Annotated in this window: 30 protein-coding genes; 3 read left to right on the top strand and 27 right to left on the bottom strand. The window is 68.7% G+C overall.

The genetic code is table 11. From position 1 onward, the window contains the following. Nucleotides 1–101 precede the first annotated feature (101 nt). From AH6_RS44060 to mobF, 6 genes are all read right to left on the bottom strand, one after another. Nucleotides 102–368 (bottom strand): hypothetical protein, encoded by a 267-nt coding sequence (locus AH6_RS44060; RefSeq protein WP_157431709.1) that lies wholly within the window; start codon nucleotides 366–368, stop codon nucleotides 102–104. Between the two features lie 20 nt (nucleotides 369–388). Next, nucleotides 389–979, bottom strand: coding sequence for a hypothetical protein (locus AH6_RS25325; protein WP_067484248.1), 591 nt, complete (start codon nucleotides 977–979; stop codon nucleotides 389–391). A 19-nt stretch (nucleotides 980–998) separates the two neighbouring features. Then, nucleotides 999–1232: a hypothetical protein gene (locus AH6_RS25320; RefSeq protein ID WP_157431708.1), complete on the bottom strand. Its 234-nt coding sequence runs from the start codon at nucleotides 1230–1232 to the stop codon at nucleotides 999–1001. Continuing rightward, a complete protein-coding gene (locus tag AH6_RS25315; RefSeq protein WP_067484245.1) occupies nucleotides 1225–1449 on the bottom strand; it encodes a hypothetical protein in 225 nt (74 codons plus the stop codon). Before AH6_RS25315 ends, AH6_RS25320 begins: the two co-directional genes overlap by 8 nt. 493 nt (nucleotides 1450–1942) lie before the next feature. Continuing rightward, entirely contained in the window at nucleotides 1943–2125 is a 183-nt protein-coding gene (locus AH6_RS44055; RefSeq protein WP_157431707.1) for a hypothetical protein, read from the bottom strand. Nucleotides 2126–2567: 442 nt separating this feature from the next. Further along, complete coding sequence (mobF, locus tag AH6_RS25310; protein ID WP_067484242.1) at nucleotides 2568–7661, bottom strand: MobF family relaxase; 5094 nt, start codon at nucleotides 7659–7661, stop codon at nucleotides 2568–2570. Nucleotides 7662–8138: 477 nt separating this feature from the next. Between mobF and AH6_RS25305 the strand changes: the two genes are divergently transcribed. Then, nucleotides 8139–8657 carry a hypothetical protein gene (locus tag AH6_RS25305; RefSeq protein WP_067484234.1) on the top strand — a complete coding sequence of 173 codons (519 nt, stop codon included), beginning with the start codon at nucleotides 8139–8141 and terminating at the stop codon, nucleotides 8655–8657. Between the two features lie 51 nt (nucleotides 8658–8708). Here AH6_RS25305 and AH6_RS25300 read toward each other — a convergent pair whose 3' ends face one another. From AH6_RS25300 to AH6_RS25250, 11 genes are all read right to left on the bottom strand, one after another. Beyond that, nucleotides 8709–8939 (bottom strand): hypothetical protein, encoded by a 231-nt coding sequence (locus AH6_RS25300; protein ID WP_157431706.1) that lies wholly within the window; start codon nucleotides 8937–8939, stop codon nucleotides 8709–8711. Between the two features lie 323 nt (nucleotides 8940–9262). After that, entirely contained in the window at nucleotides 9263–9964 is a 702-nt protein-coding gene (locus AH6_RS25295; protein WP_067484230.1) for a DUF4192 family protein, read from the bottom strand. 116 nt (nucleotides 9965–10080) lie between these two features. Then, entirely contained in the window at nucleotides 10081–10476 is a 396-nt protein-coding gene (locus tag AH6_RS44780; RefSeq protein ID WP_067484228.1) for a single-stranded DNA-binding protein, read from the bottom strand. A 964-nt stretch (nucleotides 10477–11440) separates the two neighbouring features. After that, the gene (locus tag AH6_RS25285) at nucleotides 11441–11608 is read right to left on the bottom strand and encodes a hypothetical protein (RefSeq protein WP_157431705.1); all 168 of its coding nucleotides are present in this window, start codon (nucleotides 11606–11608) and stop codon (nucleotides 11441–11443) included. Between the two features lie 162 nt (nucleotides 11609–11770). Next, entirely contained in the window at nucleotides 11771–12190 is a 420-nt protein-coding gene (locus AH6_RS25280; protein WP_157431704.1) for a hypothetical protein, read from the bottom strand. Nucleotides 12191–12325: 135 nt separating this feature from the next. Next, the gene (locus AH6_RS25275; RefSeq protein WP_067484216.1) at nucleotides 12326–12910 is read right to left on the bottom strand and encodes a hypothetical protein; all 585 of its coding nucleotides are present in this window, start codon (nucleotides 12908–12910) and stop codon (nucleotides 12326–12328) included. A 248-nt stretch (nucleotides 12911–13158) separates the two neighbouring features. Continuing rightward, complete coding sequence (locus AH6_RS25270; protein WP_067484214.1) at nucleotides 13159–13434, bottom strand: hypothetical protein; 276 nt, start codon at nucleotides 13432–13434, stop codon at nucleotides 13159–13161. Further along, nucleotides 13434–13697 (bottom strand): hypothetical protein, encoded by a 264-nt coding sequence (locus AH6_RS25265; protein WP_067484212.1) that lies wholly within the window; start codon nucleotides 13695–13697, stop codon nucleotides 13434–13436. Before AH6_RS25265 ends, AH6_RS25270 begins: the two co-directional genes overlap by 1 nt. 199 nt (nucleotides 13698–13896) lie before the next feature. After that, nucleotides 13897–14088, bottom strand: coding sequence for a hypothetical protein (locus tag AH6_RS25260; protein WP_067484210.1), 192 nt, complete (start codon nucleotides 14086–14088; stop codon nucleotides 13897–13899). 127 nt (nucleotides 14089–14215) lie between these two features. Continuing rightward, entirely contained in the window at nucleotides 14216–14617 is a 402-nt protein-coding gene (locus tag AH6_RS25255; protein ID WP_067484208.1) for a hypothetical protein, read from the bottom strand. 459 nt (nucleotides 14618–15076) lie between these two features. Continuing rightward, a complete protein-coding gene (locus AH6_RS25250; RefSeq protein WP_067484206.1) occupies nucleotides 15077–15340 on the bottom strand; it encodes a hypothetical protein in 264 nt (87 codons plus the stop codon). Between the two features lie 255 nt (nucleotides 15341–15595). Between AH6_RS25250 and AH6_RS44050 the strand changes: the two genes are divergently transcribed. After that, complete coding sequence (locus AH6_RS44050; RefSeq protein WP_157431703.1) at nucleotides 15596–15895, top strand: hypothetical protein; 300 nt, start codon at nucleotides 15596–15598, stop codon at nucleotides 15893–15895. Between the two features lie 297 nt (nucleotides 15896–16192). On the opposite strand, the gene AH6_RS44045 is transcribed toward AH6_RS44050, so the two are convergent. The 9 genes from AH6_RS44045 to AH6_RS25210 all read right to left on the bottom strand — a co-directional run bounded on the left by AH6_RS44045 (nucleotide 16193) and on the right by AH6_RS25210 (nucleotide 21360). Then, nucleotides 16193–16357: a hypothetical protein gene (locus AH6_RS44045; RefSeq protein WP_157431702.1), complete on the bottom strand. Its 165-nt coding sequence runs from the start codon at nucleotides 16355–16357 to the stop codon at nucleotides 16193–16195. Between the two features lie 250 nt (nucleotides 16358–16607). Next, the gene (locus AH6_RS25245) at nucleotides 16608–17210 is read right to left on the bottom strand and encodes a hypothetical protein (protein WP_067484204.1); all 603 of its coding nucleotides are present in this window, start codon (nucleotides 17208–17210) and stop codon (nucleotides 16608–16610) included. Nucleotides 17211–17376: 166 nt separating this feature from the next. Further along, on the bottom strand, nucleotides 17377–17934 hold the full coding sequence (locus tag AH6_RS25240; RefSeq protein ID WP_067484202.1) for a hypothetical protein: 558 nt from the start codon (nucleotides 17932–17934) through the stop codon (nucleotides 17377–17379). Between the two features lie 3 nt (nucleotides 17935–17937). Further along, on the bottom strand, nucleotides 17938–18273 hold the full coding sequence (locus tag AH6_RS25235) for a hypothetical protein (RefSeq protein ID WP_067484200.1): 336 nt from the start codon (nucleotides 18271–18273) through the stop codon (nucleotides 17938–17940). Nucleotides 18274–18333: 60 nt separating this feature from the next. Continuing rightward, nucleotides 18334–18813 carry a hypothetical protein gene (locus AH6_RS25230; protein ID WP_067484198.1) on the bottom strand — a complete coding sequence of 160 codons (480 nt, stop codon included), beginning with the start codon at nucleotides 18811–18813 and terminating at the stop codon, nucleotides 18334–18336. Beyond that, a complete protein-coding gene (locus AH6_RS25225; RefSeq protein ID WP_067484196.1) occupies nucleotides 18806–19282 on the bottom strand; it encodes a L5-gp82 domain-containing phage-derived protein in 477 nt (158 codons plus the stop codon). Before AH6_RS25225 ends, AH6_RS25230 begins: the two co-directional genes overlap by 8 nt. A 280-nt stretch (nucleotides 19283–19562) precedes the next feature. Next, nucleotides 19563–19907, bottom strand: coding sequence for a hypothetical protein (locus AH6_RS25220; protein ID WP_067484194.1), 345 nt, complete (start codon nucleotides 19905–19907; stop codon nucleotides 19563–19565). Further along, entirely contained in the window at nucleotides 19904–20812 is a 909-nt protein-coding gene (locus AH6_RS25215; protein WP_067484192.1) for a hypothetical protein, read from the bottom strand. The genes AH6_RS25220 and AH6_RS25215 overlap by 4 nt, the downstream gene beginning before the upstream one ends. 89 nt (nucleotides 20813–20901) lie before the next feature. Then, nucleotides 20902–21360, bottom strand: a complete 459-nt coding sequence (locus AH6_RS25210) for a hypothetical protein (protein ID WP_157431701.1) — start codon at nucleotides 21358–21360, stop codon at nucleotides 20902–20904. Between the two features lie 384 nt (nucleotides 21361–21744). On the opposite strand from AH6_RS25210, the gene AH6_RS25205 reads away from it, so the two are divergent. Beyond that, a complete protein-coding gene (locus AH6_RS25205; RefSeq protein ID WP_067484188.1) occupies nucleotides 21745–22044 on the top strand; it encodes a hypothetical protein in 300 nt (99 codons plus the stop codon). 165 nt (nucleotides 22045–22209) lie between these two features. On the opposite strand, the gene AH6_RS25200 is transcribed toward AH6_RS25205, so the two are convergent. Continuing rightward, nucleotides 22210–22797, bottom strand: coding sequence for a hypothetical protein (locus AH6_RS25200; protein ID WP_157431700.1), 588 nt, complete (start codon nucleotides 22795–22797; stop codon nucleotides 22210–22212). Between the last annotated feature and the right edge of the window lie 726 nt (nucleotides 22798–23523).

Raw genomic sequence — 23523 nt, 5'->3', positions numbered from 1 at the left:
GTTATTGCATCAATGTCTCTACTTATCCTTTTCCGGCAGCCTCCAAGAGGCTGCCGGAAAAGGATAAGTGCGTCGGATAGATGAAGCTTTTGGCGCAGGTCTCATTGGCGACCATTGTCGTGCCGACCGGGTACAGATCGGCGAACCGTTTCGGAGGCAGATGCCCATTCACTGGCCCTCCTGCCGCGCCCGCCCGTCGAACGGGTGCTCCCGGCCCGGCTCGGGCCGTCGAAGTGGACGAGGGTCTCCACTCCTGTGTGCAGGTCGGTCACGGTGAACCGGTTGATGCGCGGGCCGAGCGCTTGGAGATCGTTGCGGGCCTCTTCGGCGGCTTGGCGTGGATCATTGGCGTTCTCCTCGATCGCCATGGTGACGCGGTAGCCGGGCATCAGACCAGCCCCATCGCGCGCAGCGGCGAGACGTGGCCGACCGGGCAGCGGCCGTCGAGCTCGATCTCATGGGCGTCGTCGCAGGGGCAGATCAAGGTCTCGCCGAGGTCGCCCCAGTCCCAGCCGGCGGGCAGTTCAGGCAGGTAAGACAGTTCCATTGGGGACTCCTTGGTGAGGGGAACGTTCCATTCGGGGTTCGGGGTGAAGCGGTCGCCGAGGACGATGACGTCGGCGCCGGTGTCGGCGGCGTAGATCCGGCAGGTGCCGTTGGCGTAGCGGGCTTCGACGCCGAATACCGCGATCTCGTCCTGGTAGGAGAAGAGGGGCGGGACGGTGACCCGCGCGGCTAGGTGGGTCACCTGGGGGAGCTTGAACCCGACGATCAGCGTTTTGATCGCGGTTTTGTCGAAGAAGCCGAGGCGCGAGGACGTGGTGGGGGAGAAGGGCAGCCAGCTCAGTCCGTGGATGGCTTCGTCGATGCAGAGGGTGCCGTACTTGCGGACGATCGGTGCGCCGATGTCGATCCAGCGCGAAGGACTGGTTGGCTGGGGTGAGCTGGCGGCGCTTTCGGCGGTGCTGGGTTCGGGCAAGAGTGCTGCTCCTTGATGATCAGGGTTGGTGGAGCTGGGCGGTGAGAATGGCGGCCAGCGCGAGGGCCTCATCGACGTTCAAACCGACCACGATCCGGGGCCGCTCCCACCGATGATCAACCGAATGGGCGACGTAGGAAGTCACCGAGCTACCGGCGCCGTTACCGCGCCAGCGCCGAAGCGCGGCCTCGATCGTGTCGGCGGCTGACTGGGCAGTCTGCTGGTGTTCGTCGCGCAAGGTCTGGTCAGGCATACTGCGGCCTGCTCACTATGACTGTGGCGGCGGAATCGGTGTGTTCGGCCCGCTTGCACCGGGGACAGCGTGCCTCATTGGAGTCGTGGACGTCCCACCCGTCGGCGATGGCGTCGGCGCGGGCGCTTTCGACGGTGTCGTAGGTGGTCTGGGTTTCGTGGATCTGGACGCAAAAATCGCAACTTACTTCGTAAAGCCGATATTCTTGGACGGTCATGTGGCCCACCGCCCCGTAGCCGCCTGAAGCGGCACGTGCAGGACAAAAGCAATCATCGGTGTGATCCTTTCCAGACGTTGGGGAGAGCAGAGGGTCGGCCCTCCCGGCGGAGAGAACACCTGCGTCGACCGCCAACGGGACGTCAGCCTGGCGGTCTGGGCCGGGCCAAGATGTTTTCCCGTAGGGAAAAGATCTCTGGACCTGTCCGGGGCGAGCGCAGCGAGAGCCGGGTTGCGTCCCGTCAGGTCGGCGCAATCTGGGTCCGCCCGGGAGGGCAAGGCCCTCTGCCAAGGACGGACTCGATGTCCGCCAGACCCTGCGATCGTGGTTTCGGGTGATACTCGCCGCGCCAAGCGGACGGCCGGTGAAGCGGCCCGCGGATCCCGCGATTGGTGATCGGCAGAACCACCAGGCCCGTTCCGGGTGGTCGTTGCGGACGTTCAGCAGCCGCATGACCCAGCGCACGGAGCCATGTCCGTCACCTTGCCGCGCGTCACTCCGGATTCGGCAGCAGGCGTCGATCGCGGCGGCCAGAGCGGCTCGGCTCTGCTGGACCCTCGATCTTCATCCCCGGCAGCGACACCTCGGCCCAAGCGGCGGCCTGCTGCTGGCAGACGCCGGTCACGTCGACCGTCCGTAGCGCGGAGATCTGTTCGTCGGAAGGTCGCTCCAGCATCCGGCCGGGCGCAGCCGGACGGCCAGGCACGGTCGAGGTTGGGCGGTTCGAAGGCGGGTTCGAGGAGTCCCGGTCGCCTCGCGATGCAGGTTCCCGCATACTTCGCGGTGCCTCCGGATCACTGCGAGCGCGGTCACGACCGACGGCTTTGATGTGCCTCAATGACCTAGGGTGCGCGACACGGACCACAGGTGAGGTCTTTCAAGCCACAGCAGGTAGCGCAGCGGAGGCCCTGTATGTGAGCGAGGGACTGGAGACTCTCGGCCTACCTGCCCGCCTCTGGGTTCATGACCCGGCGGCGGGACCAGGCTGGGTGGGAGAAGGTGCCGGGATGAAGTCGTGGTCCTCGTGGTGCCGCTTCTGGCAGAAGTAGCTGTTCGTCCAGTCGCAGGTTCGGCAGGTTCCGGTCCGCTGGTAGCTATAGGACATGCGGTCAGCCAGGTCAGTGCCTGAACCGGCGTTGCTGCCGCTGCTCTTGCTGCGATTGCGGCTGCACCGTCGGCGTGGCCTGCGGTGTCTGCGTCTGCTGGGCTTGAGTGCGCTGGGTCTGAGTGCGTTGGGTCTGGACGCGCTGCGGCTGCTGGCGCGCCCGTCGGTTCTTGCTGCGCAGGTCGTTGAGGCGGGCGGCCTCCATCCGCGCGGTCCGCTCAGTGGCTTGCCGGGCCCGCTGCCGGGTGTCAGCGGTCTCGACCTCGACGGGCTGCTGCGCGGGCGGCTGGGCGGTTCGTTGGGTGTGTTCGCGCTCGGGCCTGTCGAGGTGGCCGCGTTCGGCGAGCACGTTTTGGAGGTCGCGGGTGTTGGCGAGGTGGATGACGGAGGTGTCGTCCAGGCCGATGCGTCCGCCGAACCACAGGGTGCCGCGCCTTTCGGTCACGGCATCTTGGACAATGGCGCGTTCGTCGGCGGGTAGCGCGAGATACAGGTCGGTGGCGACTTGGGCGCGGGCCCGCTCATCGCTGCTCTGCGGCTCCTCAGGTGCGAAGCCCGCCAGGCGGCGGGCAGTGAGGATGGAGTCGACGGCGTGCCAGTAGGCGGTGTGGTCGTGCCGCCCAGCTTCGGCGTAGGGGCCGAGGATCTGGCGAGCGTCGTCGGTGACGACCTTGGCCTGATCGCGGTAGGCGGCGACGATCGCGACGTGCCGCTCCCATTCGGCACGCTGGGCTTCGTTCTCGGGGGCGGTGCCGAGAGGCACCGACCAGGCCGGCCGACCGTCGAGAACGGTGGCGGTGAGGGAGCGGACCCGCGCGCTGATGGCGGTGTCGAGGCCGTGGAAGAACGGCGTCAGCTCGTGCTCGCGGCCAGCGAAGACGTCGTGGCGGCTGATCCACGGCAACGGGGCCGCCGCGAGATCGTGTGCGGACCGCTGTTCGACTCCGACGCGCCACGCGGCGGCCATGGCGTCGGTCAGCGTACGCGGCTGGGCGTCGGACAGCAGCTGGGTGAGGTCGACGCCTCGTTCTTCCAGGCCCTTCATCGTCCAGGCCAGGAGCCGCCAGTCGGTTCCAGGAGCGGCGGTTGGCTGGTCGGGCTGGGTGGACAGGTACCGGTTGAGGCGCCACGCCAGCGCCTGCGCGGGGCGTTCTGCGGTCTGGTATTCGCGGGCTTGCGCGACGGTCTTGAGCATGGTGATCGGGTCGTGGCCGGAGCGTTCGGCGCGGCGGAGCGCCGCGTCCAGTGCTGCCCAGGCGGGCTCGGATCGGAGCTGGTGCGTGGTGTCGTGGCCGAGCGCGGCGGTCGCGGTGACGGTGTGCTTGAGCTGGTGGGGCATTGTGATCGGGCCGGTAGCAGGGTCGGCGCGGAGTAGCCGGCGCACGTTCCTGGACAGGACCGTCACCCGATCGGGAACAGCGCCGGGGTCGGTGGCGGCGGAAGGGCTGAGCGTCTGGGTGGCGAGGGGACCGAGGAGTTCGGGGATGCTGCGGCCGCTGCGGTGCGCGGCGGCCAGGCTCGCCGCCAGGTGGGGCCAGGCCCGGTGCCCGGTGACCTGCTCGGTGGGCAGACGCAGCGCGTCGGCGGCGGCGTGGGCGAAGTCGGCGAGATCGTCGGAGGAGGTGAAGCCGGCGCGGGACGGCGCACCGGCGCCGCCCAGGATCGCGGGTGCCTTGGCCGCGGCGGCGGGGTCGAGGCCGGACGCTCCGGGCAGCCCGGAGAGCAGGTCGGCGTAGCGGCGGGTGTCGTCGGCGGTCGGCCGGGCCAGCGGTGCGGGCGCCGGCCGGTCGGTGATGAAGTCGTTGATCCTCCACGCCAGAAGTTGTCCCGGGGTTTGGGTGGTGAGGAGTTCACCGTCCCGGGCGACCCGGTTGAGCAGGTGCACCGCTGGCCACCCCGCGTGTTCGGCGGCGGTGAGGGCGGCGACGGCCTGGGGCCAGCTCTCACAGCCGGTGAGGGCGTCGGCGAGCGGGCGCGGCAGCGTCTGGCGGGCCAGGTCGGTGTAGAAGTCGGTGGCGATCAGCTCGCTGCCGTAGTCGTGGCGAGGGGCGAGGGTGGCGAGGGAGACCGCGTCGTCGGCGGCCTGGCGGAGGCTTTCGGTGGCCGACAACTCGTTGCCTTCGCGGGACAGGATGTTCTCCAGGATCTCGCGGGCGGCGTACTGGCGGGCGTCGTGGCGGACCCGGTCGAGCCGGTCGTCGGGGTCGAAGGCCAGGAGTTCATGGGTGACGATGTAGAGGGTGGTGCGCTCGCGAGCGCGGGTGGAGATGACGTAGAAGTTCTCGCGAACCATGTCCGGGGTGATCAGCGGGTGCGCGGTGTCGACGGTCGATCCCTGCTCCCGGTTGGTCGTGCTCGCGTACAGCAGCTCGACTTCCTTGCCGACGTAGTCGGCGGGCAACGTGATCGTGCCGCGGTGGGTCATGTGCTTGACCGTGAGCGAGCCGTCGTCGTGGCGCCGGATGACGGTCCAGGCGTCGCCGTTCTTCACCCAGTCCCCGCGGCCGGTGCGGAGCTTGCGATCGTTGTGGCGGGTGACGATCCAGTCGCCCTTCCCGGCGATGTTCCCGTCGTGCAGGGCGACGCCGTCGGCTTCGACCTGGCCGGCCTCGACACGGTCGCGGCGAGCTTGGGCGGACAGATCGACCACGTTGGCGTTGGTCGCGGCGGCCATCATGGTGGTCTTGCCGGCGAGCATGTCGGCCTTCCACCCGTCGTAGGCGGCCTCGACCATCGCGGTCTTCGAACCGGCGCGAACACGGCCATCGGCGAAGTAGAAGTCCAGGCCCGAGGAGTCCCCGACCCGGACTTTCAGCGTGGCGTCTGCTTCATCTGGATTGGTGAACCGGTAGAGGGTGGACAGCTCCACGGCTCCGGTCTCGTGGGCGATCAGCCGCAGCGCGCCGCCGGATTCGACCGCGCCGAGCTGCCGGTGGTCGCCGAGCAGTCGGATGACCGCGCCGCGCCGCCGGGCGATCTTGACGAGCTGGTCGAGCATGTAGCTGCCCGCCATCCCCGCCTCGTCCAGCAGGATCACATCTCCAGGGCTGAGGGCGTACATGCGCGCCCAGACCGGCACCCGCTGCCCGGCGTTGAGCTCGGTCGCGTACCGGCCGGAGGTGTATTCGGTGATCATTTTGTGGAGGTTGTCGGCCTTCATGCCCAGCTCCCGGCCGAGGACTTCGGCGGCCGCGGCGGAGGTCGCCAGCGGCAGGATCCGCTGACCGGCTTGGGCGGTGACGTGCGCGTAGGCGCGCATCGCGGTGGTCTTCCCGGCGCCCGCCGGTCCGAGGCCGACGACGATCAGCCGGTTGTCGGTCGCGAACGTGGTGACCAGCTGCCGCTGCCCGGCGTCCAACCGCAGCCCCAGCGGAGCAAGCTGGGCGTCGAACCCCTCCAGCGCGGTGGTCACCTGAGGGCCGGCCAACCCGACTGCGGTAGCGGTGCGGGCGGCGGCGACCAGGCGGTCTTCGGCGTCCAGAACGGCACGGCTGGTGAACCGGGCGCCGGCGTGCTCGACGAACACCGAGGTGCCGTCCGAGCGGCGTAGCGAGGCGGGCTCGGGCACCACGGACGGCTGGTCGACGCGCACCACCCGGTCAGGGGAGAGGGTCAGGGCGACGAGCTCGTTCACCATCTGTTCGTGCTGGGCGGGCGAGGTCAGTTCCAGCTCCTGGCGGGCGATCCGCTCGGCTTCGGCACGCAGGTTCCACACCGTCCAGGTGGAGCGTTCCATGCCGACGCGGCCGACGACGAGATCGGCGTAGTCGGGCAGCGTCCGCCACTGAAACTCCTGTTCCTGCTGCGGCTCGGGGGCCGCGGCGATACCAAGGACGCGGCCGGCGGTCTCCTTGAGCCGCTGGGTGAAGGTCGTGAGCTTGGTGTCGTCGACGACCTTGAACAGCTCCTCGACCGCGTTTTTTCCGAACGCGGTGGTGAAGGAGTGCTCCCAGTCGGTGCGCATCTCCTCCAGCGAGCGCGCGGCCTTCTTGCCCTCGCGGGTGTCGAGGTTGGCCTGACGGGCGAGCTGGTGGCAGATCTTGATGTTCGGGTCGTAGCCGTGCTCGCGCCGGAACTCGCGCAGCAGCTGCTCGTAGCGGGCCTCGATCTCGGTTCGGCGGCTGCTGAAGTGCTCGATCCACGACAGGGGGATCCCGGCGATCTCCCGGATCGGCTCCTTGCCGTCCCGCGTGTCGGCGCGGGTGGTGAACCGCAGCGGCAGCCGGGAGGTCAGCTCGGTCTCGAACCGGGTGTTATAGAACTCGCTGACCGCCACCGTGGCGCGGTAGAGAGCGCGGGCGTCCAGCGACCGCCATTTGCCATCGATGCCCTGGATCTTGGACGAGATCGCGACGTGGGTGTGGAGATTCGGGTCACCGGCGCGGCTGTCGCGGTGCTCGAAGACGGCGGCGACCAGCCCGCGGGTCTCGATCTGGGCGAGCCCGCCCCTGCCGGTGCGGGTGAGCGCGGCGTGCTGCTCCAGCATCGCCATCGCGGCGTCACGGGCCGCCTCGTGGGCGTCGCGGACGGCCAGGCGGACCTCGCCACGCGGGTCCAACGCCCACAGCAGGGCCGCGGACTTGACCGGCGCGAACACGACGTCGAAACCGGCCACAGCCGTCCTTACGCGCCGGGACTCCTCGGCCTGGATGCGCTTGACGTCGGTCGAGGTCGGCGCCCGCCCGATCTCCTCCTCGATCGCGCGCAGCCGCTCGTCCACGCGGTTGGCGAACTTGGCCAGCGGCGCGTACTCGGGGAACCGGCGGCCGAGGGTGGCGTGCCGGATCGCCGCGGTCTGGAGCTTGGAGCGCTGGGCGTCGGTCATCCCGGCCTTGAGGTGCTCGTCCAGGTAGTCGGCGACGAGCCGGTCGGCTTCGGGGTGCATGCCCAGCCCGTACAGGGCCCGCATCTGCTCCTCGGTCACCACCTGGCCGTCCAGGTTGAGCTCGTCGATGCCCTGGCCCATCCACCAGCCGGCCGGATTCCCCTTCGCGGTGTAGTAGGCCGTGGCGTCCTGACCTCGTTCCCTCGCCACGTCCCCGCCGGCGACCTGCCGCGTGAGGTAGGTGTAGCCGTCACCTGCGGTGATTTTATGGATGGTCATCATGGGCACCACCCGGCCCTGAACAGCCTCACCGAAGCGCACTCCGAGCAGCTGAACCGGCCTGTGGAAATGCTCGCGGACGGCCGGAAACAGAGCTCCGAACTGCGTGCCCCCGACCGCCGAACGGCCTCGTCGGTGCCGCTGTGACGTCCCTGGAACGCACGCCCGGTTGCGAGCCCGACGGCCCGGATGCGGGGCGACCCGTCCCGCACCGGCCGGAAGTGCAAGAGGTGTCTTGTCGGCTTGAAGCTGGAAGACAGCAGACCTGCCGGTACGGCTGATGAACAGCAGGAAGTCCCGGACGCCTGACCGCAGGACGTCGCGCAGAGCGCGACGGGGCGGATGAGGGCGTGTGAGAACGCACGTGCGCTGACGCGCTGCGTGGTGTGGCTGGCCCGGACGGGCAGCGCCTTGACGACCCTCATTCTTGTGAGTGTAAATTAAGTGCACAGGAATTCTCTACGGAGTAGATGGGGTTGTATGGCACAGTCCACGACACGAAGCAGGGCGGCGGCGCTTCGGGCCGCCAGGGAAGCGAAAGCGGCGCGGGACCAAGAACGGCGCCTGCGTGAGGAGAAGATCGAAGCGGCACTGGCCGACTTCTTCGAAGGCTCGACCGGAGCGGCGAGGGTCCGCGACGACGCCCGGATAAAGGCGGAGAGGATCATCGCCGACGCGGAGGAGAAGGCGAGGCTGCACGAGGTGCAGGCGGCCAGGGGCGTGCGCGCGCTGCGGGGCCTGGAGCAGACGAACGCCGAGATCGCGGAGCTGTGCGGGCTGAGCGTGGCGGCGGTCCGGGCCCTGGCCAACGACCGGGAGATAGAGCCCGCCCCCGGGCAGACGACGGCTGGAACGGGGCAGGGAGACGCGAGCACGGGCGAACACGCCGAACGACCCGGCACCGGCGAGGTGACGGGTGAAGGAAGAGACAGTGAGCCCGCGAAGCCGATGGGCGGGAGCGCGGAGGTGTCGGCCACCTGGCCGACGGCCGTGGGGTAGGCGGCGGAGCGCGCGGAAGCGGGCGGGGGCACCGGCCCCCGCCCGCCCGGCTCACCAGAGGGCGGTGAGCTCCTCCGGCTCGGCCTGCGCGGTGACCGCCTCGATCAGGTCGTCGCCCCAGCGGGCGGCGAGCTCCTCGGGCAGCTCCAGCAGCGCGGCGTCGGCATCGACCAGTGCCCGCGCCATCTCGTGATCGTGACCGGCCTCCAGGTAGGGGGCCAGCAGGTCCCCCAGCCGGATCGGCATGGAGAGGCTTTCACGGATGCGTGCGGGCTGGGTCATGGTCGGGCTCCGTTCGAGAGGAGGGAGCTTGAGGGCTCCCATGCGGTCTTCCTGCACCCAGCCCCAGCGGGCCCGCCCCCACCGCGCAACTTCCACGCCAGGGGTTCCAAGATGTTTCGGAACGAAGTGAGAAAGATCTTGGAACCCCGGAACCCGCGCCGGCCCGCGCTTGCCCGGTGACCGTCAGGCAGGTTGCGCGGTGGGGGCGGGTCTGCTGCGCTCAAGGTGAAGGAAGAACGGGTGGGAGCCCGACCCCGGGAGACGATGCGTGCCCGGCCATGGCCCAGACCACCCCGGCGGACATCGCCGCCGGGGCGATCCGGTTACCGCTCGCCGTCTTGACCGCCGTGGTCTTCAAAGAGCACACGGCGGACGTCCTCGGGATCGGCGCGTTGGTTGAGGAGTCTCCACGCGATCGGGAGGAGTTCTCCCCACACCGGGATGAGGGTGTGGCGGTGGCCGGTGTCCTGGCACCGCTCCAGGGCGGTGGCGGCGGTGCTGCGGTCCCCGTGCAGCAGGGCGGTCATGGCGAGGAGCACCGCCGGGCCTGCGGCGTAGCGGCCGATGGCGCGCCGGGTGAGATCAGCCCACAGCTCCAACCGGTGATCGGTCTCGGTCTCGGGCAGGAGGGCGAGCGCCTCGCCGCGGTCGCACAGGTGGGCGAGGACGACGGACAGACGCGCTGCTTCTCGGTCGGTGAGCCTGCGTGATGAGGCGATGAGCTCCAACGCCAGCCCTGACCGCTGACTGCGCCTGCGCCAGCGACGCCATCCCGCGGTGATGAGCTCGGCTTGGGCTCGCTCGGTCTCGGCGATCATCCACATGAGGTCCTCGCCCACGACGTGCCTGACCATCCCGGCGGGGCGCTCCAGGCGGGAGTCGACGCCCCGGCATGAGCTGGCCACAGCAGCGACGGCGGCCTTCGGGCCGCTGCCGGTGCCGAGCGCGCCATGCTGCTGGTAGCCCAGCAGATACGGCGCCAGGGCGACAGCTTCTTCGGGAGTGGAGGCGTGAACGGCATACATGGCGACCCTTCGCAGACGGAGACCGTTGGGGACGGCGGCGCCCCGGCCCGTCGCGGGCCGGGGCGGTTGGGAACAAACGTGCCGGGGCGGCCGGTGGGCCGCCCCGGCGGGCGGGGCTAGGAGGCGGTGACGCCGGCGAGGACCTCGGCGGATTCGTCGATGGCCTCCTGGTTGAGCTCGCGGGCGTTGAAGATCTCGTCGATGACGAAGTCGAAGGAGTTGTAGTACTTGCCGTTCTTGGCCTGGCGGGGTGCGTTGACGCTGACCTCCCGGCAGATGACCTGGACGAAGCTGCCCTTGTGGAAGGTCGAGAGGATGTAGTCGGCCCATGCGGTGTCGAAGGTGACGCAGGGGATCCACATGTTCTTGGAGTGGGGGATGCCGTACTCGTCGACGTAGTCGCGGTTGGTCTTGACGGTGAAGGAGGCGCCGATGCCGTCGCGGAGTTCGAGCTTGCGGATGTCGCGGTCGATGTGGCCGATGACCTCGGTCATGAAGTCGGTGTGCAGCATGGGGAACCTCCGATGGTTCGCCGGGTGGATTGGGCCGCCGTGCTGGCGGCCTGGGGCTGTCTGCCCCGTCCCGGCACGCAGGCGTCCACGTCGCACGCCTGCCGGGTCGTCACACCGGGCGGCCCCGGCCGTCAAGATGTTTCGACGAAGGAGAAAGATCTTGAAAGGTCGGGGTTGAGCTTGCGAAAGCCCGGTTGACGGGTCGGCCAGTGCGGCGAGACTGCAGGGCCGGGTCAGGGTGCGACAGATCCACCAGCACAGGCGGACCTAGACGCCGAAACATCGAAAGCAGGGAGAACCCTTGCTGCGCCCGACGCCATGCCAGTCCAACACCACGGCCACCGACCGGCAGCCGCGCGCAACGCCCGCCTCGACAGCGGTCCTGGCAAACCGCAGACCGGCAGCGGCCGCCGGGACGTCGCAGACCTCAGCCGCCGATGTGAGGAACGCCCTGCTGCCCATCGGCACGCAGGGCCCCGGAGAATCGAGACGGCCAGAAGGTAGCCCTCGGGCGTCCTGCCCGACGGTCAGACGTCCGGCGCGTTCCGCAGCCGATCACGGAACGGGAGTCCGTCAACAACGCATCAGCGGATAGACGACCCAGACGGGCGGCAGGCGCCCTGACGTCTGCCGGCGTGCGGGCTGGCAAGACCTTCCCGCCCCCTCGCCGTGCGGCGACCGCCTGCCCGACCCGTAGCAGTGGACCCCGCCGCGACTGTTCATCGCAACGGGCCTCCCGCTTCGAGGACCTTACGATTCAGTCCCCGGTTCCCGGCCAGATCGCTACTGTTGAGGATGTCCCGGTGAGTGCTCGGCTCAGCACGGGGGGACGGACGGCCGCACCGCACGCCCGCGACCGTTCGGAGCCGGGCACTTCACCAGGATCACCAGACCCTGCGCCCAGACACCGGCGGCGGTAGGCCCCGGTAGCGGCAGAAACGCGCGGCGCGCGGGGAAACCGGGCTCAGACCGCGCAGCTGCACGGCTGGATGATCGCCAGCCCGCTGCCGTCGGAGCGCTCCACGTTCCGGATCACCCCAGCGCACGGCGAGCCCACGGCCAGCTCGGGCTCGCCGGTGACGGCTCGGCTCACGGCCGGGACAGCGAGGGGGCGGGGGAGGGCTGCGTCCATGGTTTCACCGTAGCGAGCGGGGCGGACGATTCGGCGAAGGCCCGCCCGGACCATCTTCCTGTCCGGGCGGGCCTTGGCCCCGGTACCCCTGTTACGGCGCGCGGCCGGGCCCGGCCGCGCGACGGCCACCGTCCCGACGGGCGGGCGGTGGCCAGGGCCTGGTCAGCTGTCGGCCGGCCGGGACCGGACGACGGCAGCGGCGGCCACCCCGGCGGCGACCGAAACCAGGACGTCGAACGGCGCCGAGGTGGTCACCTCCGCGCGGCGGCCCAGGATGCCCTCGACGATGGCGGCGGCGGGGATGGAGCAGATCGTGATGGCGGCGGCCAGGGCACGACCGGACAGCGCGGCGGCCGGCCGCGGCCGGGTTCCGAGCCACGCCGTCGCGCACAGCAGCAGCCCGCCGGTGAGGTTGGTCGTCACGTTGGCGACGTGCAGCGCGCCGGAGTACCCCGTCCCGGCGACGAGCAGCGCGATCGACAACCCAGTCCACAAGACGCCGAGCGTCGCGCAGACCACGACCAGCGGGGCGGGGAGCCTCTTACGAGAGCGGGAGGATGGCGGAAGGATCGGCTCGGGCAACGAGATTCCTCCTGGGGACGGTAACGGGATCGTAGAGGGTCATCGGGCCCTTAACACAGGTCGAGGCGCGGTTCCTGCCGCAGAAGGAACCCCGGCCTCGCCAGATGTCGGCGAGGCCGGGCGCGGTTTCTGGCGCTACCAAAGGTCCAGATCGTGCGGCTCGCTCTTCCACTCGGAGCGTTCACGTCGCTTGCTCAGCCGGATCGCGCGCCGCCGCAGCGACAGCATTCTCCGGCCCTTCGCGCGGATCCGGATCGGGCCGTCACCGCCAAAGGTCTTGCGCCCGAGCATCGGCTCGGTCAACGGAAAGGCTGCCAGCCGGCCCGAACGGAAGACGGGCGCGGCGACCGGCTCCGGCTCATCTGCGGGTTCCTCGATGACGCGCGGCGGCTCGGCCTTGCTGAACCCAGACGACTCGCAGGAGTACCAGGAGCCGTCCACGCACACCAGATCGGACAACGACAGGCTCCGGTGTCCCTGGTCCCGGTAGTGGATGGCGCGCGGGTCGGGCGTGCCGAACTCCGGGTCGTCGCCCACGTTGAGTAGCCGGTACATGTCCTTGCACACCTCCAAGTGGTCGCTGCCCCGGGGCGCGGTGGTGGTGAACACGTGGACGGCGGGGTCGCCGGACAGATACCCGCTGAAGTAGGGGCGGGAGGACGGGTAGGTCAGGTTGTGGAAGACATGGACGGGGATCTGCGCGGAGTCGCTGGTGTACATGGGTGGCCTCCCGGTTCGGCGTGGGCTTGAGGGCGAGGCCGTGGGCGGGCGTTGCGGCAGGGAGTGCACACCGGGTGTCCCGGTCGGTGCCAAGATGTTTCCGACGCAGGAGGAAAGATCTGTGGCGCTGGCCAGGCGAGCGGAGCGAGAGCCCGGTTGCGCGGACGGCCGTGCCCGCCAGGCTGCGAGCCCAAGACCACGCGCGGGAGGCACCGGCATCCCGACCGCCACAGATCCACGTTCCAGAGTCAAAGGACGGGTAGCGCGGACCAGTCGTAGTGGTGGTTGCGGATCCGGTAGTGGCCGTTGCGGACGGACACGGCGCTGCGGTGGACGACCCAGTTCTTGCCCGCCCAAGTGACCTCGCCCTTGCGGTAGGCGCGGGTGGTCGCGGTGACCTTGACCGCGATCTGCTCGAACGTTCCCTCCCGGACCCGGCCGATGGCTTGGCCGGGCACGAGCCCTGAAAAGCAGTCGATGAACACCAGTTCGCCGGGCTTGACCGCGTAGTCCCAGACGCTCATCACGCGGCATTCTGTTCGCGCAGCAGCCGGCCGAGACGGCATTCGGTGCCGTGGTCGCGATGCCAGTGCATGTGAGTGCGGCGGACCCAGTAGACCTGGGACCAGTAGGTGCCGTTGAGATCCTCATGGTCGGTCAGCGCGGCGTAGGCGGCGGACAGGACCTGGTGGACCTCGTCGTAGCGCTCGGGGTCGCACTCGATGGCCTCACCGCGGATCCGCAACGCCATCTGGACGTCGTGGCCGGGGAGACCGAGTTCGGCCATGGTTCGGCAGTGATCGCAGTCGATCATTCGGGGCTCCGATCAGCAAGAGGCGTCCACTGAAGGACTCAGCGGACGCCTCGGGCGTTAGGCGTGGTGGGAACGGCGGAAGATCAAAGCTTCGTCCAAACGGAGAAGTTGACCCCCTCCCGGCCGCCGATGTGCAGATCGCCGATCTCGCCGGATCGGTCGAGGGCGTCGGTCAGCCAGGCACGGCAGGTCTCCAGCTCCCAGTCTCCATGCCGGAGAACCGGTCGCCGCGCTCCCCCATGACTTCGATCAGGTGGTCGACGACCTGGTGGGTGTGGACGTGCGGGGTCCTGGTGGTCTCGGTCAGTGTCGTTCCGGTCTCAGGCATCCGGTGGTAGTGCTCGGCCTCGATGACGAAGCCCACCGGCTGATCACCGGATCTGAGTCCGCGACGGCAACGACAGCGAACAGGGGCATGACGCGGTGTCTCCTGGTGGAAGAGAAGGCGGCGGGAGAAGGGGAGCTGCAGCTGACGCTGCGGCTCCCCTGGATCACTTGCCGGGCTGCCGCTTTGCGGTGAGAGCGATGACGGCGCCCACCAGGAGGACCAGGAAGAACACCACGTCACTGATTACGTGGCCGCCGGTGCGTTGGGTGGCGACGCCTCCGGCGATCATGGTGACGATCGGCAGCAGGAAGAACGCGGCCCGCGCGAGCTTGGAGAACCAGACGTGGGGCCGACCGTGACGGTCGTACCAGGCCGCCCACAGGAAGAACGCCGCGTTGACCGCCGAAACGGTGATCGCGATGAGGCGCGCAGCGCCGGATCCCGACGGCAGCTCGATGGACAGAGACACCGCGTGCAAGGCGCAGGCGACCCCTGCGATCAGCAGAGCCTGGCGAAGGGCGAGCTTGCGGTGCCGAAGCAGCGCGGATGGATACGAGTCGGACATGGCGGCCTCCAGTGGTGGTCTTGAAGCGAGGCCGCGCGCGGGCGCCAGCGACGGAGCGCACACCGGGGGAGCGTAGCGAGTCCGGTTGCGTGCAGGAGCGCGTCCGCGAAGCTACGAGCCAAGACCCCACCGGCCGCCAACCGGTCACCCAACCTCAGGGCAGGTCAACCAATCATGCGAGCTTCACCGTGGCGGCCAGGGCAACGGGCATCTCGGAGAAATCGGCGGGATCGCCATCACTCACGTGCCGGAAGCGTGACGGAACCATTGATGGCAGACCTCTGGCGGGAACGCCGCGAACGTCAGATACTCCTCTCGTCGGGGTTTCGTGCACGCCACCACAGCATGACGAGGCTCCGGCCAGGCCGATGCCGCCGAAGCCCCGTCGGTGGCGCTCCTTGAGCCCGCCGCGTGCCCCGTCGCGGCGGGCTCGCCCCTTTGCTGAGGCTGGACGCTAGCTCACAGGGACAAGCGGACGAGAGCGCGCTGCGCCAGCGCCAAACCTTCCAGAGCCGCTTGCCGGTCTGCTTCTTGCCGATCGCCGGACAAGGCGTTGTGGAACTGAGCGCTCGACAGCAGTGCTTCCAGCTCACCGACCACCTCGACCAGCGACCGCGTGATACCGGGAACCTGCCGGGACAGCAGGTGATTCTCCGCCGTGATGGCGAGTCTGCGTGCGGCGACGGCGAGAGCCTCAGCCAGGTCGTCGGGCGCGCTGTTCACCCGGCCAGACTAAGAGAGGCCAGGATCAGGCGCAGAGGAACGCCGGGGGATGACGGGAGCGAGCGGTGAGGGTGACGGGCCGCGCTCACGAGTGGTTGATCGACGAAGGAGGTCAGCCGGTTCGGCTGGCCGCGCTCGTGTCCCAGGCCATGGGCCGAGCCTTGAGGATCGTGTCGAGTGCCGTGGTGAGCTGGAGCAGCTCGCCGGTGGACGGGCCTAACACGTCAGGCAGTCGACCTGCTCATAGTCATGCGCGTGGCCGAATTCAGCGTGGTTGAAGGTGATCTTGGTGTGGATGTCGTTGTAGTGGTTGCGGGCCCCGACGACGGCGATGGGTTGCTGCTCGTCGGTCGTATGGCGCCAGAACTACGAGGACAGATCATCCTCGCCGAGGATGTCCCGCGCTGGGCGCTGCATGGCGATGCGGTGGGTCCGCGCTTGGAGAAACCTCTGCTTGAAGTCGCTGTGCTCCCAGAGCCGGGCGTAGAGCTGGGGCAGGAACCGCCATGCGATCTCCCGGGCGGCCTTCGCGGCTCCTTGGAAGCGGAGAACTAGATTGTGGCCAGGTAGAAAGAAGGGCTCCTCAGGCAGTCTAGGAAGCCCAGAGGCGGTCAGTCCCAGTAGATCTCGACGGGGGTGCCGGCGCGCTGAACCATGTCGGTGATGCCGCAGTTGGTGACGCCGGTTTTGAAGGGGGCCAAGAGGAGATCGCCGTCGAGGTCGGCCATGTTCTGGTTGTGGCGGAGGCTGACAGCCGGGCCAGTAGTTGCCGTTGTGGTTGTGCCGCTGGCCGCCGTGCCTGCATTGGTGGACGCAAGGGGCCTGCCAGTTGATCTGGTGGGCCTCGACCTGTCAGCTGAGGCTCGTCGCGGCCTTGGCCGCCGTGGTTTCAGCGCCGTGTGCGCCGCCGTAGACCAGGATGTGGGGGCTGGTGAACTGCTTGTCGAGCTTGGGCAGCGCGATGATGATGGATGCGGCGTCGGAGTGATCGTGGCTGCCGGTGGTGATGACTCCCATGGGTGCCCTCCTGCGGTTGGCTCGATTGCCGGGTGTCGGCGAGAAGCCGCTCGGGCGGGCGGCGGCCAGGTCAGCCGCAAGGTGGAGCGCCTGCAGCGCGAGGGACGAGGGCGCGGACGAACGACCTTGGGCTGCGGCCGATGCCTGCCAGGCTCCCAAGCCGACTCCTCGGAGCGGCGACCGAGGGAAGGGAGTGAAGCGGGTCAGCCGCCGCTCCCTTCCCGCGTCGGCCGGTGAGGAAGGATGAAGGTCAGCCGTCCCACTTCATCCGGACGGTGATCGGGGCATCCCCGACGCTGGTGGATCCGCGCCTCAGGTAGGTGTAGCGGTCGGTTCGTGATCCCAAGGGGGTCAGGTGCCGGACGCCGACGATGTCGGCCTTGGAACGCCACGCGGCCTCGACCAGTTCAGCGCACACCCGCTGCCGGTCGGGCGTAGCGATGGCGAAGTGCATGGTGACGAACGGTTCCACCAGGCGGCCGATCTCGACGTGGGCAGCCTGGCGGAAGAACGGCAGGAGCAGACCGATCGTGTGCACAGGCCGCATCGACCCGTACGCCATGTGCAGCAGGCACCGCGCGAAGGTCTCCTCTCGGGTGACCTGCACCGCGAACTCCAGACTGAAGGTCATGCCGAGCCGGACGAACTCGACCACGTCGTCCTGGTGGTGGCCCGGGGCGGTGACGCCCTTGGTGCGGGGTGCCGGGACGGGGAGCTGGGCGAGCATCTGCCGCACATCCGCGGACTCGGTGATCCACCTTTGGCATTCGTCCCGGGGGGCGGGGCCGAACAGGTCATCGTCGAGCCCGCCGACGACCGCGAAGGCCGCCCCGGTCGCTGAGCGGCGGTTCACGATCGCCGGATCAAGCAAGCTAGGCGGCTGAGCGGAGAAAACGTCGCGACGGCCAGGAGTCATGATCCTTCTTTCTCTGGGATGAGAAAGCAACTGAGGAATGGGTGGCAGGGGTGTAGCGCCGGGCTGCTGAAACGCCGACCGCTGACCGGGCGAGGTGGGAAGTTCAAGGGGCGTCAGGGCGGAAATGCCGCCGGGCGGTCAGCGGCTCGGCGGCACCGCTGTCGCGGGCGACGCGATGGGTGATGATCGAGGCGAGGAGCTTGTCGGCCTTGTCCTGGGCCTGTTCGCGTAGCGTCTCGGGGATCTCGGGGTGGATTTCGGCTGTGTGCTGGGCGAGCAGGAGCCGGATCTTGCCGTCGTGACCCCAGTGCTGGGCACCGTCGTATCCGCAGTAGAGGTGGAGGGTCGCTTCGGCGATGTCGCCGCTCCAAAAGCTCGGTCCGAGGAAGATGTGCTCGTTGGCCCAGGCGTAGAGCTCGGTGCCCGGGGACAAGCGGACGCCGGCCGGATGCTGTCCGGTATCGGTGGATCGGTAGAAAGGCCAGAGCCCGGCCCCGTAGCTGATCGAGTCAGTGTCCAGGAGGTAGCGCCAGTCACCCTCGGGGCTGGGCACGCCGTAGCTGTAGGGGTAGGCGCCGGGAAGCTGGGCGGGGTCGAACAGGTCGGGGAGCTGGTCGCGAAGCCAGCCGGTGAGCCGGGTGACCTGGGCCGGGTCGGGCACGGCCTAGGCATCGACGCGAACATCGACGGCTTGGTTGAAGCCGAGCGCCACGTGGAGGCCAGCGTCCAGCAGGCCGGGAAGACGAGCGCTGATCGCGGTCCGGTGGGCGGGGCGGCGGTTGAGGACGGCTTGGTCGATGGAGCGGGCGACGTCGAGCGCTTGGGCCATGAGGTCGTCGCCGATGAAGACCGGGACGGTGGAGAAGGTCAGGGCGCGGGCGAGTGCGGCGGGGTCGCAGGTGACGGCGTAGGGGGCGCGGAGCTCGGCGGCGGCTGCTTCGCCGAGCGCGCGGACGCGGGGATCGGCGGTGAACATGAACAGGCGATACGGGGTCGGCATAGCGATCTTTCGGGGGAGATGCGGAGATTCGGGCTCTTGGTTCGCGGCCTTCGATCTGGGTCAGGGCTGAGAGCGGTCGGTGAAAGGACAGTGGGGTTGCAGGACGAGCTGGACCCAGTGCGGGGGCCGGCCTGCGGTGCTGTAGGCGCGCTCACCGAGGCCGGAGACGGGGGAGCCGTGCAGGGGCGCGGTGATGCTGGTGCGGATGTCCAGACGGCGGGACCAGCACTCCAGACCGAGCACGGGCCCGGTCGCGGAAACAGCGGTCCCGCCGGTGATCACGCCGAGCGGGGACAGAACGCGGGCGGGGGCGATGAACAGCTCGGTGGCCTCGATCCACCGCTGCGCCGTGGGATTGACCAGCTCGATCACCTCGGGGCGGGCGGGAACCGGGCGCAGGAGCAGGTTGTCGAGGTTGGGTGCGGGTCGGCCGAGCCAGAGCCAGCCGAACGGGCCCAGCTCGATTTCGCCGATCACCTGGTCGGCCAGGAGCTGCCACAGGTGCTCAAGCGCCGGGCGGACGTCGTAGCGATCAAGCATGGGAAGACGCCTTCGGTAGTTGGGGCACGGGTCGGCGGAGCCAGGCATAGCCCTTGGGAGCGTCAGGGGAGGGTTTGGCCAGCAGGAGCCAGTCGGCCTCGGTGACCGTCGGCCCGAGGCCGGACGCCGCCACCACCCGGAAGAAGGGGTCGAAGCCCTCGTCCTTCGGGCGGGGGTTGTAGGAGACCTTGGTCAGGCCGGTGAGATCGGGTCGGGTGTTGACGGCTGTCACCGTGCCGCACACCCAAGCGTGGACCGCACGGTGACCTTTCTCTTTGACCCGGCGCAGCCCGGCCTCGGAGACGATCATCCGGGCACGGGCGAGGGTGATGTCGTCCACGTTTGCGACCACCCGGCCTCGTGCCAGCCCGGCGACAGCGGACACGCTCCATACATGGGTCCGCAGGTTGAAGTGGACGCGGAAGAACCCGCCGATCAGATCGGTGGGCAGCAGTCGGCCGTCGGGCATGACGCTATCGGTCCGAATGGCCGGGCCGTCTAGCGGTGAATCAGTTGGTTTCACCTGTCCAGGTACGCTCCGGTCATGTTCGCCTCGCGTCCTCGGGCGTAGGCCAGGCTGCGGCGCAACGTGCGGCCGCTCGGGCACAGCGGGCCGTCATCGGTGCTGGGCAAGCCGGACGGAGCGCAGGTTTGGCAGCTGAGGTTGTGTTCGTGCAGGGCTCGGGTGAACTCCTTCACGGTGCCAGTGAAGGGCTCGAACGGCGCTGTGGTGTTCGCAGGTGATCGGGTCACCGGGCCTTTCCGATCCTGGCCGCGATCTGCATGACGGCTACGCAGAACGTCTTCGCGCGAGGCCCGGTCACCCGCAGCAGGTGAGTGCGGAGCGACCACTGGCCGTTGTGGAAGTACTCCACGCTCAGACCCGACCGGACGGCGGCGCGGGCAAGGGCACGGCCGAATCTGTGCTGGCCGAACGTCGTCGTGATACGAATCTCTTCGTAAGGGGCCGGACCGTGCGCATCGCTCTCGTCGCCTGGACCATCCGGAAGGACGGCGCGGGAATGGGCTTTGTCCGTGGGATAGTCGAGGTCGTCGGCAGACAGCGGACGGTCGGGCCGATCATTGTGGATCAACGCAGGTTCCTTCCAGATTTCGGATGGAGATCGGGGATGACTGCGGATACCTGGGTCCGCCACCAGCGGGCGAGATCCGCGTCGGTGCCTCCGGCCGGCAGGACATGAAGGCCGTCGGCCGGCGTGGAGGAGACGGGCCGCAGCTGAAGCGGCAGGGTTCCCGCGGTCGCCGGCGGCAGGTCGTAGAAGCGGTAGACCCAGGCGACGTCGAGGTCCAGACGGCTGGGCAGCGCCCTGGTGGGGCCGGTTCCGCGGGAGGCGAGGTAGGCCCATTGGCCGTCCAGCAGGTGGGTGGAGATCCCGGCCAGCAGGTTGAACGCGGTCAGCGTCGACGGCTGCCCGAACCCGGAGGTGCCCAGCTCGGGCAGCCCGAACCGGCTCAGCCCCCACGTCTGCGCGGAAAGGCTGTCGGGGTCGTGGCCGTGGTTGATGACGATGGTCACCCAGCAGGCCGACACGGTGAACGCCGACGGCTCCAACGCCGGATGCCGGTCGGCGAGCACGATCCGACCCGCAAGGTCCACGAACACCCCGCCCGTGACGAACGCGAGGGTGCGGGCGATCAGCCGCATGGCCTGAGCGACCTTGGGGAGCGCCGCCACCGCTGCCTCCACGGTGAGGACCTGGTGGTAGCGGGCGGCCTGGATCGCACGCAACGCCGGCTGCTCGCCGAGAACGTCCTGGAGGTCTTCGCGCCGCCCGGAGGAGGCCACCTCCAGCTGGGTGAGCGTGCACGAGTCCGACCGCAGCAGCTCCAACGCGGTCTCGGCCAACGGGTGCTCATCGGCCAGGAGCTCACGCAGCCGCGGAATGATCAGCAGCTGCGGGTGGCCGACGTGGAAATGAGTGGCGACGAGATACGACGTTGTGACCGACGACGGCGCGTCGATGATGACCTGATCCAAAGAAGAATCACTTTCGGGATGGGAAGGTGAGGCAACCGGACCGGCCCTTGGACCTGGAGGCCCTGGGGAGCCCGGCGGCGGCGAATGGGTCAGGAGGGCGGGCAGCAGCCGCTGACGTAGGCGTCGGTGCCGGGCCCGGCGTGGGGATGGGTGACGCGGGGCGCGAAGCCCTCGGTGTAGGTGATGCACAGCAGAACGTGCCGATCGGCCGCGGCTTCCCGCAGGTGGGTGAAAAGCCCCCCGGCGAGAAGGTCGATACGGTGGGCGGAAGGCCCTTCCGGCAGGCCGTGCTCGGCCCAGCGTGGTCGCCAGTTGTCGTGGTAGGCATCGAAACCGTCGGCGAACAGGGGCCGGCTGCCGATGGCGTCGGCGGACGAGATGAGGAACACGCCCTCGCCTTTGTGGAACAGCAGCGCCGGGCGCAGCGACGCCGCGTCGGCCAGGTTGGGATAGAGCTTGGTGACGCGATCGGTGTCTTCGAGGGACTCCCTGGCCAGTGCGACGGCCTGATTGAGGTCGAAGGTGAGCTTGATGGAGGGGATCAGCACGGCGCAGCCCCAGGCACGCACGGCCGGTTTCGGTGCAGGGCAGGGTGCATGACGGCCTCCGTGAGGTCTCTGGTGTCCGCCCGGCGGGACGGAGGAGCCGTCAGGGCGGGCCACGGACGGCAAGCGCCGTGGTGGAGCGCCCGCAGCGCGAGGAACGAGCGCGCGGACGAACGACCAGGCGCGGACGGCCGTGGTCTGCCAGGCTCCGGAATCCGTACCGCCGGGGCGGCACCGTCTCAAGGCTCGTGCTCTGGGAGAAGACCTGGTCACCGGCGGCTGACGGCTCTCGCGCCGCCATGATCACCAATGAGATCAGCGGGTAATGATCTACTTGTTGATCAAGATCGGCGTGCAGCGCGGAGAAACGGTTGCGGAACTGGCGGAATGGGCGGCAACGGATACACCTCCATCGAGCTCAGCGCACTCCCGGCCAAGCCGCGGGGAAAGGCGATCAATCCGGCGTGGCGGTTCCTGACGGCCGCTCATGGGTCGGTGCAGGGTGTCTTCGACGGGCTTGGTCAGATCCGCGACGCCAAGCAGTCGGAGAAGGGAAAGGACGCGCGCGGTCGGCTGGCCAGGGACGAGGAGGATCTTCTGCGGGCGGCGATCGTGTTCACCTCCAGTGGCCTGGATGCCTGCGCCAAACGACTGGTGCGCGACACCGTGCCGCTGCTGATCGACTGACTCATGACCCGGGCGTGCGGCAGGGGAAAACTGCGGAGCCGGTTGCGCGCGGTCGGCTGCTCCGCTTCCCTGCATCGTCACCCCACCCCACCTGGTCAGTTCAGATGTGTGGTGAGCCCGAGCGCGAGATGTTGGAAGAACATAGTGATCAACAGGACGCCATAGTCAGCGCCCGGTGGTACGGCCAAAGAGGATGCAACTGAGCCGTTGCATAGCAGGGGAGGTGACCAGCCAGCGCAGCAAACGGGCCTGCTGGTAGTCAATGCGTTGGCAGCTATCTACCGGGCGCCAAGGCTGGATCTGCACCTCCAGCAGGAACAGGGCCATGAAGAGGTTCATCCCTCCAGCCACTGTCGGATAGGTCACTGCACGGACGAGAGCTTGACCACCATCGGCGATGCCGATCCACAGCATTGCGATCGTCGAGGCCAGCACCGCCACGACATCGACCCCCACCAGTGCCGCTGCCACGTTGATCGTGCGCCGGTCGGCAGGCGTGACAACCATCCGCCCGCCTGGGCGCGGCAGACGCAGACGATTGCCCCAAAGGAGCCAGGCCGAGCTGTGCCAGGTGACTGCGGCGCAGGTAGCAGCGGGGACTGCTATCGGCCAGAACAGTTGATGAGTCATGCCACCGCGGATGAAGAACACACACATGCCGATGACGATCGCGGTGGCGATGGCCGCCATGCAGGCAACGGGTTCGACGTCGTCCAGCCGTTCGCGGCGCGGGCTGCGTCCAGTGAGCAGCAACTCCAGGTCACGTTGATCTTTAGCGGACAGGGGCGGCAGATCTGGGTGATCATCGGGTGGTGAGGAGGCAGGCACTGGATCAGGTCTCTCAAGGGGAAGCGTCGCTTCGATGGCGACCGATCTACAGCGGTGCGACACACCTGTGGGAGTCGCCGGATCGGTTCCTGACTTTGGCTGAGTCTATGACGTTCACCAAGTGGCCTGATAGCTGACATCTGGGTGCTGACCTGTGCGGACTCGTGTTGCTAGTGGCCTTCACCGGTGTGTGAGTCACCGAGCCACTGGTTCTGGGTCTGGAGCAAGGTGGCGAAAAACTTCGCTATCGAGTTCACGCTTTCGGTGCGGACACCCTCTTACCTGTAGACCCCTGTCTGTAGGAGGCACCATGCAGCTATCTGAACTGGCCAACCTGTGCGCTGAGATGGACGAAGCAATCAGGGAGCGCCTTGATGTCGATCAAGGGCTACAGGAGATACTGACGAGAGCACAGGAGACCGAACGGGCAGCACCAGGTCGCGCAACCCCCACAGGTGAGGTCCTGGCATAGATGCGGACACTGCCGTGGCGGGTAAGCCAGGGAAGCGGATCGACGGCGTGAGCCTGGCCTGCTGTACGGGTCGTTCTCGATCCGGACGTCTCGGAAGGTCGGCTGTGGGCCCGCGCGTCTTCGGCTTGTACGGCAGACTGCGCGTCGAACTCGTCGCGGGTTATCTCGCGGATGCCCTT

The organism is Actinomadura hibisca NBRC 15177 (assembly GCF_001552635.1).
Lineage (GTDB): Bacteria > Actinomycetota > Actinomycetes > Streptosporangiales > Streptosporangiaceae > Spirillospora > Spirillospora hibisca.
The sequence above is the reverse complement of the archived record's forward strand: the minus strand, read 5'-3'. Positions and strand labels throughout refer to the sequence as shown.

Excerpts from the sequence above, each read along its gene's own strand:
- AH6_RS25235 (WP_067484200.1), bottom strand. The coding sequence starts at position 18,273 with ATGCCGACCCCGTATCGCCTGTTCATGTTCACCGCCGATCCCCGCGTC.
- AH6_RS25300 (WP_157431706.1), bottom strand. The coding sequence starts at position 8,939 with ATGACCCAGCCCGCACGCATCCGTGAAAGCCTCTCCATGCCGATCCGG.
- AH6_RS44045 (WP_157431702.1), bottom strand. The coding sequence starts at position 16,357 with ATGGGAGTCATCACCACCGGCAGCCACGATCACTCCGACGCCGCATCC.
- AH6_RS25285 (WP_157431705.1), bottom strand. The coding sequence starts at position 11,608 with ATGGACGCAGCCCTCCCCCGCCCCCTCGCTGTCCCGGCCGTGAGCCGA.
- AH6_RS25320 (WP_157431708.1), bottom strand. The coding sequence starts at position 1,232 with ATGCCTGACCAGACCTTGCGCGACGAACACCAGCAGACTGCCCAGTCA.
- AH6_RS25275 (WP_067484216.1), bottom strand. The coding sequence starts at position 12,910 with ATGTACACCAGCGACTCCGCGCAGATCCCCGTCCATGTCTTCCACAAC.
- AH6_RS44060 (WP_157431709.1), bottom strand. The coding sequence starts at position 368 with ATGGCGATCGAGGAGAACGCCAATGATCCACGCCAAGCCGCCGAAGAG.
- AH6_RS25265 (WP_067484212.1), bottom strand. The coding sequence starts at position 13,697 with ATGGCCGAACTCGGTCTCCCCGGCCACGACGTCCAGATGGCGTTGCGG.
- AH6_RS25295 (WP_067484230.1), bottom strand. The coding sequence starts at position 9,964 with ATGTATGCCGTTCACGCCTCCACTCCCGAAGAAGCTGTCGCCCTGGCG.
- AH6_RS25305 (WP_067484234.1), top strand. The coding sequence starts at position 8,139 with ATGGCACAGTCCACGACACGAAGCAGGGCGGCGGCGCTTCGGGCCGCC.
- AH6_RS25225 (WP_067484196.1), bottom strand. The coding sequence starts at position 19,282 with ATGCCCGACGGCCGACTGCTGCCCACCGATCTGATCGGCGGGTTCTTC.
- AH6_RS25315 (WP_067484245.1), bottom strand. The coding sequence starts at position 1,449 with ATGACCGTCCAAGAATATCGGCTTTACGAAGTAAGTTGCGATTTTTGC.
- AH6_RS25255 (WP_067484208.1), bottom strand. The coding sequence starts at position 14,617 with ATGTCCGACTCGTATCCATCCGCGCTGCTTCGGCACCGCAAGCTCGCC.
- AH6_RS44055 (WP_157431707.1), bottom strand. The coding sequence starts at position 2,125 with ATGCTGGAGCGACCTTCCGACGAACAGATCTCCGCGCTACGGACGGTC.
- AH6_RS25230 (WP_067484198.1), bottom strand. The coding sequence starts at position 18,813 with ATGCTTGATCGCTACGACGTCCGCCCGGCGCTTGAGCACCTGTGGCAG.
- AH6_RS25205 (WP_067484188.1), top strand. The coding sequence starts at position 21,745 with ATGGGCGGCAACGGATACACCTCCATCGAGCTCAGCGCACTCCCGGCC.
- mobF (WP_067484242.1), bottom strand. The coding sequence starts at position 7,661 with ATGATGACCATCCATAAAATCACCGCAGGTGACGGCTACACCTACCTC.
- AH6_RS44780 (WP_067484228.1), bottom strand. The coding sequence starts at position 10,476 with ATGCTGCACACCGACTTCATGACCGAGGTCATCGGCCACATCGACCGC.
- AH6_RS25270 (WP_067484214.1), bottom strand. The coding sequence starts at position 13,434 with ATGAGCGTCTGGGACTACGCGGTCAAGCCCGGCGAACTGGTGTTCATC.